Origin of the sequence: Gracilibacillus oryzae, assembly GCF_009498735.1 — a bacterium.
Classification (GTDB): domain Bacteria; phylum Bacillota; class Bacilli; order Bacillales; family Amphibacillaceae; genus Gracilibacillus; species Gracilibacillus oryzae.
This window is the reverse complement of the sequence record NZ_ML762431.1, coordinates 135711-148319: the sequence shown is the minus strand read 5'-3', so window position 1 is coordinate 148319 and position 12609 is coordinate 135711. Positions and strand designations below refer to the sequence as shown.

At 36.5% G+C, this 12609-nt stretch carries 12 protein-coding genes; 10 read left to right on the top strand and 2 right to left on the bottom strand.

All coding sequences use genetic code 11. The features are described 5' to 3' along the window. Positions 1-52 precede the first annotated feature (52 nt). Together F9U64_RS12185 and F9U64_RS12180 are read right to left on the bottom strand one after the other, a co-directional pair. On the bottom strand, positions 53-496 hold the full coding sequence (locus tag F9U64_RS12185; RefSeq protein ID WP_153403769.1) for a competence protein ComK: 444 nt from the start codon (positions 494-496) through the stop codon (positions 53-55). A gap of 15 nt (positions 497-511) precedes the next feature. Further along, entirely contained in the window at positions 512-808 is a 297-nt protein-coding gene (locus F9U64_RS12180; RefSeq protein ID WP_153403767.1) for a helix-turn-helix domain-containing protein, read from the bottom strand. A gap of 341 nt (positions 809-1149) precedes the next feature. On the opposite strand from F9U64_RS12180, the gene F9U64_RS12175 reads away from it, so the two are divergent. From F9U64_RS12175 to F9U64_RS12130, 10 genes are all read left to right on the top strand, one after another. Then, positions 1150-2337 carry a nucleotidyltransferase domain-containing protein gene (locus F9U64_RS12175; protein WP_153403765.1) on the top strand — a complete coding sequence of 396 codons (1188 nt, stop codon included), beginning with the start codon at positions 1150-1152 and terminating at the stop codon, positions 2335-2337. Positions 2338-2375: 38 nt separating this feature from the next. Further along, complete coding sequence (locus F9U64_RS12170) at positions 2376-4346, top strand: asparagine synthase-related protein (RefSeq protein WP_153403763.1); 1971 nt, start codon at positions 2376-2378, stop codon at positions 4344-4346. Beyond that, the gene (locus F9U64_RS12165; protein WP_153403761.1) at positions 4306-4437 is read left to right on the top strand and encodes a paeninodin family lasso peptide; all 132 of its coding nucleotides are present in this window, start codon (positions 4306-4308) and stop codon (positions 4435-4437) included. The genes F9U64_RS12170 and F9U64_RS12165 overlap by 41 nt, the downstream gene beginning before the upstream one ends. Positions 4438-4541: 104 nt before the next feature. Next, a complete protein-coding gene (locus F9U64_RS12160; RefSeq protein ID WP_153403759.1) occupies positions 4542-4673 on the top strand; it encodes a paeninodin family lasso peptide in 132 nt (43 codons plus the stop codon). A gap of 262 nt (positions 4674-4935) precedes the next feature. Further along, positions 4936-5394 (top strand): lasso peptide biosynthesis B2 protein, encoded by a 459-nt coding sequence (locus F9U64_RS12155; RefSeq protein ID WP_228275695.1) that lies wholly within the window; start codon positions 4936-4938, stop codon positions 5392-5394. Between the two features lie 24 nt (positions 5395-5418). Then, positions 5419-6354: an HPr kinase/phosphorylase gene (locus F9U64_RS12150; protein WP_153403756.1), complete on the top strand. Its 936-nt coding sequence runs from the start codon at positions 5419-5421 to the stop codon at positions 6352-6354. Next, a complete protein-coding gene (locus F9U64_RS12145; protein ID WP_153403754.1) occupies positions 6347-6637 on the top strand; it encodes a lasso peptide biosynthesis PqqD family chaperone in 291 nt (96 codons plus the stop codon). Before F9U64_RS12150 ends, F9U64_RS12145 begins: the two co-directional genes overlap by 8 nt. 23 nt (positions 6638-6660) lie before the next feature. After that, positions 6661-8451 (top strand): ABC transporter ATP-binding protein, encoded by a 1791-nt coding sequence (locus tag F9U64_RS12140; RefSeq protein ID WP_153403752.1) that lies wholly within the window; start codon positions 6661-6663, stop codon positions 8449-8451. Positions 8452-9126: 675 nt separating this feature from the next. Then, on the top strand, positions 9127-10674 hold the full coding sequence (locus tag F9U64_RS12135) for a response regulator (protein WP_194287363.1): 1548 nt from the start codon (positions 9127-9129) through the stop codon (positions 10672-10674). A 5-nt stretch (positions 10675-10679) separates the two neighbouring features. Next, the gene (locus F9U64_RS12130; protein WP_194287362.1) at positions 10680-12401 is read left to right on the top strand and encodes a sensor histidine kinase; all 1722 of its coding nucleotides are present in this window, start codon (positions 10680-10682) and stop codon (positions 12399-12401) included. Positions 12402-12609: the final 208 nt, after the last annotated feature.

The window sequence follows — 12609 nt, the reverse complement described above, 5'->3', positions numbered from 1 at the left end:
CTAAATCTGGCTACCTGCGGGGGAGCTTTGAATTGATGCAGATCTCGCAACCTCACTCTAGTGATTGAAACACCACTTTACAAATACTAGTTCTATCATATTGATTTTGTAAAGAATGAAAAGACTCTGCAAGGATAAGTTGCAGGCCATTAGTGAAATGGATAACAGAACTATCATAATCACCAGCATTAATTTTGTAAATATGAGCATAAAAAAGCCAATAGCAATCATAACTTCTCGGTGATTTAGTTGGAAAACAATAAATGTTGTGAGCAGGATGAATAGGGATAGGGGTTTTTTGGAAGAAAGGCAAATGATGGCGAACAGATTGTTTACGTCCTTCATAGCTTGCCCCATAGTGGAGGCAGTTTTCCTGGATGATTTGTAGAGGTGCATCGGTTGAAAGCACCTCTTTTTCTGTTTCTACTACTTTTGATTGAAAGTGAAGGTCATAATAAGGTGTAATAGCTAATGTCTTTTTCGTTATTCGGTACATAGCAATCCCTTTTCATTACTTTTTGTTGGGCTCAGTATCAATGTTGGTATAAGCGGTGAAAATTTGCTGGATTTCATTTGCCTCCATGTCTAACGCGTTGCATATTTTTATAATACTGGAATTTAAAGGATTTACCTTTCCTTTTTCAATCTTATCAATACCATTAATACTCAGCCCGGTTTTGTCCGCAACTTTTTCTCGTGTATACCCTAAGTCTTCTCTGCGATGTCTAATATGGAGTCCAATTGCTTGATCAACAGTTAAACGTTTATTCACTTTATGTTTCATACATTTATTGTCATAGGATGACATTAAAATGAACACCAACTGCAGTGTGGGTTGTGAATTAATGGGTCGAAAATTCCAAAAACTATATTAATTCTAATCTCCTGATTTAGTTGTTATTATTGGTATTTTTTGATATTATAATCTTATAAATAAATTCAAATTCCTTAAGACCTTTATAAACTCTTGATTAAGTTAAATGAAAAAATAAAAAGCCATGCTTCTATTTAGGCATGGTATAATTAGATCTTCGTGTTCTTTTTAAAGAACTATTTGTAAATTATAAAAAACGAAACTTGGAAGCTATAGTGATTATTGCAAGTTAACATGCAGGGACTATTTTATGCTATAAGAAGGAGTGAAGATGGATGCTGAATAATGAACCTCAACTTAATTCGTTTTCCAAAGAGCTGAGACTGTTAATAGGAATTTTAAAACTTGACAATACACCAAATTATTTAGCCGAAAATAATGGATTATTAGTTGATGTTGATTGGAACGAGTTTATAAACTTAGCAAAGCATCATCGCGTCTTTCCTATAATCTATGAAAATATCATCAATAGAGGCATTAAGGAAGTTCCTGACTTTGTAATAGATACTCTTAAAGAACTCGGTATGAAGAATACGATGAAGATGTTGGAGTTAACAGCAGAAATGGGAACAGTCTGTCAAACTCTAGCACATAATAATATCCAATCTCTCGTCCTAAAAGGTCCAGTACTGGCAGACTTCCTATATGGAGATATCTCCAAACGTACGTCTAAGGATTTAGATATATTAGTACCGAGTAATGAAATAGAAAAAGTAGAAGAGGTTTTTTATAGTTTAGGTTATCAATTAGAGAATGATTTTCTTAGATTCTTTAATATTTGGAAACATGTAGTTCAACATCTTTCTTTCCTCCATCCAGAAAGGAATATCCAAGTGGAAGTACATTTATACTTTAATCTTAAAACTGGACCAGAACCGAAATTTAAAGATTTATGGAAACGTAAAAACACAAGTTATATTGCTGGTACACCTGTTTACTTTCTTGGAAATGAAGATCTATTCTTTCATCTAGTAACTCATGGTGCTAGACATGGATGGACTAGATTAAAGTGGTTAGTAGATATCGAAAAATATGTAAAGAAAGATTTAAATTATTTACATTTATCAAAAATATTAAATAAGTATAAAGCATGCTCATCTGCTGGGCAAGCTGTCAATCTATGTGAATTTTTCTTTGAAACTAAACTCAATAGTAAAATGAACGAAATAATTATTGATAATAAACATCAAATCAAATTAGCTCAAAAGGCTGTATATTTTATTAATCAGGGTATATTGCCATATACAAAAGAAAGCTCTACATATCATATTAAACTCTTTAAAAGATATAGAAGTATGTTAAGAACTAGAAAATATAAGTTTTTAGCGGTACTGAAACGATTTTATCCTACTTCTGTTGATGCTCAAGTATTACCATTACCAAAACCTTTGCATTTCCTATACTTTCCATTACGCCCTTTCATCTGGGCATATCGGCGATTAAGAGTGAGTAGGAGCCAATAGCTTAATAGATAGAAAATATTCAATTAATGAGGGATCACATGAGTGAAATTGCGGGAATCATAAATTATAATCAGCAGCCTATAAATATTGATCACTGTAACATGATGATAAACCACTTTAATCATCCATCAGCAGATAAGACTTCTGTATGGTATGATGATACTATTTGTCTTGGCTGTTCAGCTCGTTGGATTACACCTGAATCAGTAAATGAGATATTACCTTTTTATGATAGCGAACGCCAAATAGCAATCACAGCTGACGCAATCCTAGACAATCGTCAAGAATTATTTGATCACTTACAGATCAAAAAAATCAATAGAAAAACCATAACAGACAGCCAATTAATCCTGCTAGCCTACTGCAAATGGGGCGATTCAACCCCAAATTACCTTATTGGCGATTTCGCCTTCATAATCTGGGACGAAAGACAGCAAAAAATTTTCGGAGCAAGAGATTTCTCCGGAATGAGAACACTCTATTATTATAACGATACAGAGCACTTTGCATTCTGCACCACGATCAAACCATTATTACAATTACCATATGTTAAAAATACCCTGAATGAAACATGGCTGGCTGAATATTTAGCTATCCCAGAGATTATAGACGTAGTTGACCCCAATTTAACAGTAATAGAGAGCATCAAGCAAATTCCACCATCACACAGCATCACAGTTACTCGTGATCATACAACAGTCAAACGTTATTATCCACTACAACATGACAAGCAAATAAGATTTAAGAAAGATGAAGAGTATGTTGAAGCATTTCAGGAAGTGTTCCAGAAAGCAGTGGATGTACGATTACGTTCCATAGGACCAGTAGGCTCCCAATTAAGTGGTGGCTTAGATTCAGGTTCCGTTGTGGGCTTTGCCAGCAAAACACTTAGACAACAAAACAGAGAATTTAATACATACAGTTACATACCTGACGAGCAATTTGAAGATTGGACACCAGCCCATATGCTGGCAAATGAAAGTGAGTATATCAAAAGTACGGTGGATTATATTGGTGGCATAAAAGCGAATTACTATTCGTTTGATGGAAAAAACCCTTTATCGGAAATTGATGATTGGTTAGACATTATGGAAATGCCGTATAAGTTTTTTGAAAACTCTTTTTGGGTGAAGGGAATCCATGAGCAAGCCGCAAATGATGGAGTAAAGGTATTATTAAACGGCGCAAGAGGTAACTTCACCATATCAGGGGGGAAAGCATTGGACTATTACAGCAAATTAATGCGCCAGTTTAAATGGCTGAAACTTTTTAAAGAAGTAAAGTTATACAGCAGCCATCAATCAGTGAGTCAGAAACGAGTATTGTCTGTGCTTAGCAAAAGGGCGTTTCCATTTTTAGGACCTACGAAGGGTCCATATATCTTTCCACAGCTCATCAACGACACTTTTGCTGCAAAGACAAATGCTTTTGAAAGAATCAGTGATTTGAACTCAGAAGGATTGAGTGCTACCGAGATTAGAGAGAAGCATTTTAGACAAGCGTATATATGGAATGTAACAGGTACATCAGCTTCTAAGATGTCATTACATTATGGCATGTGGGACCGCGATCCAACAAGTGATTTACGTGTCATTCAATTTTGTCTGTCTTTACCTGATGATCAGTTTGTTAGTGATGGTTTGGATCGTGCCTTGATCCGAAAAGGAACGAAAGGATATTTGCCTGATAAAGTCAGGCTGAATCAAAAAGTCCGTGGAATCCAGGCAGCAGATTGGCTTTACCGGATGAAGCCGGTTTGGAGTATTTATCTGGAAGAGTTAAAACAATTAGTCAATGATCCGATTTGTTCTGCTTATTTAAATATAGACATATTAAATGAAATATTAATCAAAATGGAAACAGGTCCGCAAGTGGAAAAGGCATTTGACCCGGAATACCGAGTCATGATGCGGGCATTAATTGTGTACCGCTTCTTAAAAAGAATGCTAACAAAAGGAGGTGATAAGAATGAAACAAGAATGGAAAGTACCACAATTGGAAGTGCTTGATGTAAAGCAAACAATGATGGGGCCAGGATCTGATGTTGTTGATTTAACATTTGTAGATCATGACGAAACTGTAGAACTACATGACAGCTAAGAATCAGGATTTTGATAAACAGATAGAAAAACATATGATGCTGAATCAGGGATATTTTACGGGAATTATTCATAGAATTCTTAAGTGGAATGGTGGTGATATAAATGAAGCAGGAATGGCAAGCACCACAATTAGAAGTACTTGACGTAAAGCAAACAATGTTGGGTCCAGGAATGAGCGTTGTAGATTTTACTTTCTCAGATGAAAATGAAACAATTGAACTTCATGAAAGCTAAAGATGAATAATAGACATCCTTATTTAAAAACCCTTTTGGCAAGATTGTCAGAGGGTTTTGTTCTTTATAAAGAATAAAAAACCACTAATACGACAAAGAACGACAGAATATCCTATTCCTTTGTGTGCCTTTACTTGTTATACTAAGTTTGTAATTATGTTCTTTATAATGAACAAAACAGGAATAAAAATACCTCTAACAAGAACAAAACAATCAATTTTTATTAGATGAAGAAGATCCTATTCGACAAGGGTGAGAAAAAATAGTGAAAAAAGCAGTCAGATTTCTTTCATTGCCATTCAATAGAAAGCTCTTATATACCGAAGCATATCTCAATTTGGCACGAGCCAGAATATTAAAATCCATGCCTTTTCATAAAGTGGCGAAAGGACTGGGAGTACAGGCAATTGAGACAGCAGCAGATTCAAACACAAATCCTACAGCAATCAAAGATGTCGCAACAGCTATTCGGATTATGAGCAAACACACCATATGGGAAAGTGCCTGTCTGGTACAGGCAATTGCTGCAATGAAGATGCTCGAGCGCAGAGGGATTGAAAGCACGATTTATCTCGGTACTGCCAAAGATGAGAAACAGAACATGGTGGCACATGCCTGGTTAAGAAGTGGTCCGTATTATGTGACAGGTGCCAAAGGAATGAACAGTTTTACTGTTGTTGGAATGTTCGCGAAGATTTTGGACAAGAAAGTACAGCATTAAGTTTTCTCAGATAGGGGTGTCATGATGAATGAAAGAGCTGGAAAAAGGTTCTACCATGCATTCGGCTTATACATAGAGAGTGATGTTGATTTGCCGGAGTTGTCGGTAGTGCAGGGTCCTGTTGATCGAATAGATGTCTCGATTGAAGTAAAAGAGATGGATGTATGGAATGAATTCGGAGAGACAAAGAGTCATTTTGTTGTGAAAGAGCAGAGAACATTGTTTCATGTACCAGATACGGCAATATACCTGATCGAAAATGGGAGAAAGATTACGATCTCCCCACTGGATGAAACCAAACAAGACAGCATTCGGCTTTACTTGCTTGGCAGCTGTATGGGTGTTCTGTTGATGCAGCGCAGGACGATTCCATTACATGGCAGTGCAATTGAAATAGATGGCAAGGCATATGCGATTGTTGGGGATTCCGGTGCAGGGAAGTCGACACTTGCTAGTGCTTTTATGGAAAAAGGCTATCGGCTGTTAAGTGATGATATTGTGCCGATTACCTTTTCCCATGACAACCAGCCAATTGTGGTTCCATCCTACCCGCATCAGAAGCTGTGGCTAGAGACACTGGATCATTTTGGCACAGACAGAAGCAAGCTGAAGCCAATTATTTTCCGGGAAATGAAATTCGCTGTACCAGTTACAGATAAGTTCAGTCAGGATCCATTACCGCTGGCAGGCGTGTTTGAGCTCAGCAAAACAGAGGAGGATCAGATCATGATTCATCCAGTTGTCCAGCTGGCGCAATTTTACCTGCTTTATAAGCATACATACCGGCATTTTCTGATTCAGCGTGCTGGACTGATGGACTGGCATTTTCAAACAGTGACAAAGATTTCGAATAAAATTGATATTTTTCAAATTCAACGGCCAATCAGCCGGTTTACGGCAGAGGAATTAATGGACGTAATCTTAACAACAATTCAAAAGGAGGAATTGGTTCATGAGTAAAGTAGAGCAATTATCCCTAAAGCAGACAGTCAAACAGATGGAAGGCAACATTGTCAGTGATATGAATGGAGAAAAAGTGATGCTAAGTGTGAAAAATGGCAAGTACTATAACTTAGGCTCACTTGGTGGGGAAATCTGGGACCAGATCAAGGAACCTGTGGTGATAGAAGATCTGATCAGCCTTTTATTAGAAAAATATGAGGTAGAACCAGAGCAATGTGAAGAGCAGACAATGACATTTCTTCGTCAATTAATCGATGAAGGCTTGGTAGAGGCAAAATAATCAAAGGGTTTGAGGGTGTAATGATGAAACATGTTTTCTATTTTCTAAAACAAATTCATAACCATACAGGGGCTGTTTTATATATTAATATGCTGGCAATGACGGGAATCGGCTTGCTGGATGGATTGGCAGTATTACTGCTTATTCCGATGATCAGTATGAGTGGCATTATCGATATGAATGCAGAAGAACTGCCGTTTATGGGTTTCGTTCAGCTATATCAATCTTTTTCCCCGATGTTAGGGTTAATTATCATCCTGATCATTTATATCATGATTGCAGTAGGCCAGGTACTCCTGCAGCGAAATATCACGATTCGCAATGCCAGGATCCAGCACAGTTTCCTGCGCTATTTGCAGATTGAAACCTATCAATCATTATTAAGAACAAACTGGGGATTTTTTATCCAGCACCGCAGATCTGACCTGATTCATATCTTAACAGCCGAAATCTCACGAACAAACACAGGAACGCAATCATTTCTGAAATTAATCGCATCATTTATTATCACCTTATTACAAGTGGGGCTGGCATTCTATCTATCCCCATCGATCACGTCATTCGTATTAGTATGCGGGTTATTCCTTATTTTCATCAACCGCAAATTTCTGAAACAATCACTGGATCTGGGAAAACAGAATGTCGAGTTAGGCAAAAGTTTTCTCGCAGGAATTACCGATCAAATCAATGGAATGAAGGATATTAAAAGTAATTCATTAGAAGAGCGCAGAATGGAATGGTATGGCTCTATTACCAAACAGATTCAGGACAGACATATCGAATTCGCCCGTGTAAAGACAACATCACAAGCTTTTTATAAAATTGCATCAGCAGTTTTTATCGCGATATTTATTTTCGTGGCAATCCAGCTGTTTGCCGCACAAGCCGCACAGTTAACATTAATTATCGTTATCTTTTCCCGCTTGTGGCCAAGAGTTTCCGGAATTCAAAACTCGATGGAGCAGATTGCAATGGCACTTCCTTCCTTGCAGGTAGTAAGAGGATTGCAAAAGGAAACAAGTGACAATACAGAATTCGATCAAAGTTTCGATCGATATGTGGAACCACTGCAGGTCGAGCATGGCATCCAATGTACCAATGCATCCTTTCGTTATGATAAACAAAAAGAGGTATATGCTTTAAAGGACATCAATTTGTTTGTACCAGCGAACAAGATTACAGCAATTGTCGGGAAATCCGGTGCTGGAAAAAGTACCTTAATCGATTTGCTGATGGGACTGAACACGCCGGATGCAGGAGATGTCCTTGTTGACGGCAGAATCCTGACATCCAGTCGAATTCAATCACTGCGCCGTTCGCTAAGCTATGTGTCACAGGATCCATTTTTATTCAATACAACGATCAGAGACAACCTGTTAATGGTCAAGCCAGATGCCATTGAGGAAGAAATCGTCGAGGCATTACGATTTGCATCAGCCTATGACTTCGTCAGCCAGCTTCCAGACGGGCTTGATACCGTGATTGGAGACAGAGGGATTAAGTTATCAGGCGGTGAGCGTCAACGAATTGTGTTAGCAAGGGCGATTCTAAGGAAACCATCTGTGCTTGTATTGGATGAGGCGACAAGTGCCTTGGATACAGAAAATGAAAGCAATATCCAGGAAGCTATTGAACTATTGAAAGGGAAAATGACGATTATTGTGATTGCTCATAGATTGTCTACTATCCGTGATGCAGATCAGGTAGTTGTTTTGGAAGACGGAAGGATTATTCAGCAAGGGAAGTATAAGCAGCTGTCTAATATTAATGGGGTATTTCGGAGGATGTTGCATAGGCAGATGGTGGGGAGTTGAGGTAGAGGAATTGTCCCAGTTTTTAGTAACTAAATAAGTTTATTTGAAAAAGGACTCTTGAGGTCCTTTTTTGGGTTTCATAGCTTTCTAATATACAGAGGTTATAAGGATGTATGTAAAAAAAGAGACCAACAATTGTGATCTCTGAATAGAAATTTTTTGTGCTTAATATTCAAATGTTTGATCTCAAATTAATTAAATTCCGTTTTCCTCGGAAAAAATCCAGTATTTGAATCCCCAGCTCTTAAGCCTCCACTAACAACTACTTTAACATTAGATGTTGTCCATGAGCTAGACTTCCAATCTGAACCATTCTAGTAGTATCATTTATCGTACCATTAAGACCATCATTATCTGCCCATGTTATCTCGGAAGGATTCCAAGTAATCCCTCCATCTGTAGATTGCAGAACTGAAACATTAGTTGCTTCTGTTGCCGGACTCAAAGTGAAGATGGCATAAGGATGATTAGGTTGAATATCATTTAAAGCAAAGTCGCTAATGGGCGTTACTTGTAATTAGCTATTCTCGTCTTATACTTTATCTATATCTCAGTCTTATCCACGGATTGGTTTGACGCATACTCAAGAATAGTTTAGTATACCTATGTAAGATATGCAAGCGCTTTTACCAGCTATAAATTGACTAGGCTTATTGGATGAAAGGAGGCTCAACAATGTATCGTATTCTGATAGCGGATGATGAAAAAGAGGAACGAAATGTGATTCGTTATCTCCTAAATAGATTCAATTTTGAGCTTGAGATAGTAGAAGCTGCTAATGGAAGGGCTGCACTGGCTCAGTTACAAGAACAACCTGTAGATATTTTGTTTACAGATGTAAAAATGCCTTTTCTAGATGGAATAGAGTTGGCAACTGAAGTTAGGAGTTTATATCCCAATATTGAAATTATTTTCTTTAGTGGTCACGATGATTTTGACTTCATCAAAAAAGCCCTGTCGCTAAAGGCCGACAATTATATTTTAAAGCCGATAAACCCAGATGAATTTCAACATACGATCCAAACAGCATTGGAAAACATAAGAAATAAAGAGGCTGTAAATAAACAAGATGCAGTGAATAGAGAGTTTCTGAAGAACCATATTCTTTATCGTATGTTAAATAAAACGCCGATGGAAGTCTTGCGGAATGAGTATGCTTCCATTGATATGTCATTTCTGGATGAGTATAGTCACATGATCCTTTTACATTCGGATGAGTCCTTTTTTGATAGTTTATCGGAAACGGACAGTTTATTCTTTTATAAGCAGATTATAGAAGCTATTCCGAACAATCAATTTGACTTGATCAACTTAAATCCTTATCAAATAATATTGTTATTTAAAAATAATACAAATAAATTAATATCATATAAACAGTTAGCGTCCCAAATACAAAAGCATATTTACGCTCAATATGGAGTGAATTGTTTTTTGTCCGTGAGTAATGAACTTTCCCATTCGAGTCAGATTCCCATCGTTTATGAGGAATTAGAAAAACATCTAAATGGTCGTTTTTTCTATTCTGAATCTTATATTTATCCAATTGATTCTCCTTTAAAAGAACATGAGGAATATCAGGAACAAAATGAGCATCTTTTACAAGAAATCCAAACAGCAATTGAGCAAGTGGATATTGTGAAAATAAGGGAAAGTGTTAACAGCCTCATCCAGCATTATGACAAGAACTTAGACACATCTCACGTTTATGTTCGCTTTTTGTTTTCAAGATTGCTGCAAAGTCTTTGTCAGGTATTGCCAGAGTATGACAGGAATTCTATCAACAATCATATTGAAGCTATCTACTCATGTAAACATTTCTCAGAAATTAAAGATGTCCTGGCCAATGTGTTAGAGGAAGTGATGAAGAAGTTAGCGGAAAAGGAAAACTCGTCAAGACATGTTATAGATGTAGTGAAACAATATATACATGAGAATTTAAGTGAAGATTTAAGCTTGGATTCATTAGCTGAAAAAGTATATCTGACTCCAGGATATTTAAGTGAGAAATTTAGAAAAGAGACTGGATGGGGAATTAATAAATATATCAAATATGTAAGGATGGAGAAGGGAAAGGAACTTCTTTACCATACGAATATGAAAGTTAATAATATAGGTCAAACGGTTGGCTATACTAACGTTTCCTATTTCTGTAAAAGCTTTCGTGAACATTTTGGCACCAGTCCAAAAAAATATAGAGAAAAATCAAAGACAATAGGAAAGTAATGTTTATGAATAGAATGAAATTATGGTTTATTAACTTAAAGTTTAGAAGGAAAATATTATTCATCTGCATAATTGCAAGTCTATTTCCTATTATCGCATTAGCTAGTTTTTGGTATTATCAGATACAAGATTCATTAATGAAACGGGAAAATGAAAATTTGTCCGAAACACTCAATCAAGCAATTTCTAATTTAGATTATAAAGTAAATAATTATTTTAACATTATTAATCAAATTGTATGGAACGATGAGATAAAAAAGGGGGTAACAGCAGAGTATATCAACAATTTTGAAATGTATCAGTTCTATCAGGAAACTCTAGTCCCCCAATTAAGAACTTCGCTATCTTTACAAATTGACATTAATACAATTAGTGTATATAGTGATAATCAAATGAATCCACATGGCAAGTTCCTGCTTCCATTATCTGATGTGAAGGAGCAAGCCTGGTTCGATACGATTGTAAACACTCATAGTCCAACGTTAATTGTATCGGCTGAAGATCGAACGTTTCATGTGCTTTGTCAGATATTTGACCGGGACTACAGTAAGACCAATATCGTTCACATGGATGTAAGCTACAATCATGTGTTTGATACAATGTCCAGCCTGTTTGAGGATAACTTTGGGCTGATTATTCTAGATGAAAACAAGAAGCCTGTTTACTTTTATCAAGATCTTCCTGGCGATGTTGAAACGTTATCAGCCAATCATTTGATAAACAAAATCGAAGAGGGCTTACTCGACCAAGATTATGTCTATGATCAAGCATCGCTAGCCTCTTCTAAATGGACAGCCTATTTATATCGTCCGAAAGGTATCATTTCTGCTTCCACTTCTCAACTAAGAATGACTGTCATTGGTGTCGTCATCCTATGTATTTCCATCTTAATACTAGCTATTTTTTTACTGGCGCGCGTCGTTGTTCGACCATTAGAAAAGTTAGCCAGAAATATGGAACAAATAGAAAAAGGAGATTTGTCTGTCACTGTCTTTAACTCGGGAACAGATGAAATAGGTAACTTAATTCGGCAATTTGGTATTATGGTCGTAAAGCTAAAGGATATGATTAATCAAGTATATAAAAGCAAAATAGCACAGCAGGAATATGAAATGAAAGCATTGCAAGCCCAGATTAATCCTCACTTTTTCTATAACAGCCTTTCCCTGATAAATAGTAAGGCGATTATGTCGGGCCAGGATGATATTAGTCAAATGGCACAATTATTATCCAAATTTTACCGGACCACATTAAATAAAGGGGATAATATCATTTCAGTGAAGGGAGAATTAGAAAACACAACTTCCTATATTGAAATTCAACGGATGATGCATTCCAATTCCTTTGATGTTCACTACGAAATTGATGACGGCATCTATCATTACAATATGCTAAATCTGCTGTTACAGCCATTAGTAGAAAATGCAATCAATCACGGAATCGATCATAAGGAGAATCCGGGAAAAGGGAAAGTGACATTAATCGCAGCAGAACAAGATAATGAACTAATATTTAAAGTGATGGATAATGGCTGCGGAATAAAGCAAGAAATCCTTGATACCATTTTAACAACAGAAACAAAAGGCTATGGGGTAAGAAATGTACACAACCGTGTTCAGCTTTATTATGGTACTGGGTATGGGTTAGTATTTGAAAGTAAATTAAACGAAGGAACAACAGTAACCCTAATTATCCCAAAAGAGGCAGAAAACAATAAAAATAATTGAATATCAATAAAAACGAAAAAGCAAAAGCTGGCTAGGAGTTTGGCTAGCTTTTTTGTTTGGAGGTTTTTTCCGAAGGAGCAAAAGGAGAAATGACAGGAAAATAACCGGAAAATATTATATGAAAACGGATTATTTTATATTTTCGATTAATCAAGCATCCATTAGAATTGAATTATAACTAATGATTGGCCAAAAATTAGTGTAAAGA

Bases quoted from the DNA above. Each gene is read 5' to 3' on its own strand.
- F9U64_RS12185 (WP_153403769.1), bottom strand. From the start codon at position 496: ATGTACCGAATAACGAAAAAGACATTAGCTATTACACCTTATTATGAC.
- F9U64_RS12180 (WP_153403767.1), bottom strand. From the start codon at position 808: ATGTCATCCTATGACAATAAATGTATGAAACATAAAGTGAATAAACGT.
- F9U64_RS12175 (WP_153403765.1), top strand. From the start codon at position 1,150: ATGCTGAATAATGAACCTCAACTTAATTCGTTTTCCAAAGAGCTGAGA.
- F9U64_RS12170 (WP_153403763.1), top strand. From the start codon at position 2,376: ATGAGTGAAATTGCGGGAATCATAAATTATAATCAGCAGCCTATAAAT.
- F9U64_RS12165 (WP_153403761.1), top strand. From the start codon at position 4,306: ATGAAACAAGAATGGAAAGTACCACAATTGGAAGTGCTTGATGTAAAG.
- F9U64_RS12160 (WP_153403759.1), top strand. From the start codon at position 4,542: ATGAAGCAGGAATGGCAAGCACCACAATTAGAAGTACTTGACGTAAAG.
- F9U64_RS12150 (WP_153403756.1), top strand. From the start codon at position 5,419: ATGAATGAAAGAGCTGGAAAAAGGTTCTACCATGCATTCGGCTTATAC.
- F9U64_RS12145 (WP_153403754.1), top strand. From the start codon at position 6,347: ATGAGTAAAGTAGAGCAATTATCCCTAAAGCAGACAGTCAAACAGATG.
- F9U64_RS12140 (WP_153403752.1), top strand. From the start codon at position 6,661: ATGAAACATGTTTTCTATTTTCTAAAACAAATTCATAACCATACAGGG.
- F9U64_RS12135 (WP_194287363.1), top strand. From the start codon at position 9,127: ATGTATCGTATTCTGATAGCGGATGATGAAAAAGAGGAACGAAATGTG.
- F9U64_RS12130 (WP_194287362.1), top strand. From the start codon at position 10,680: ATGAATAGAATGAAATTATGGTTTATTAACTTAAAGTTTAGAAGGAAA.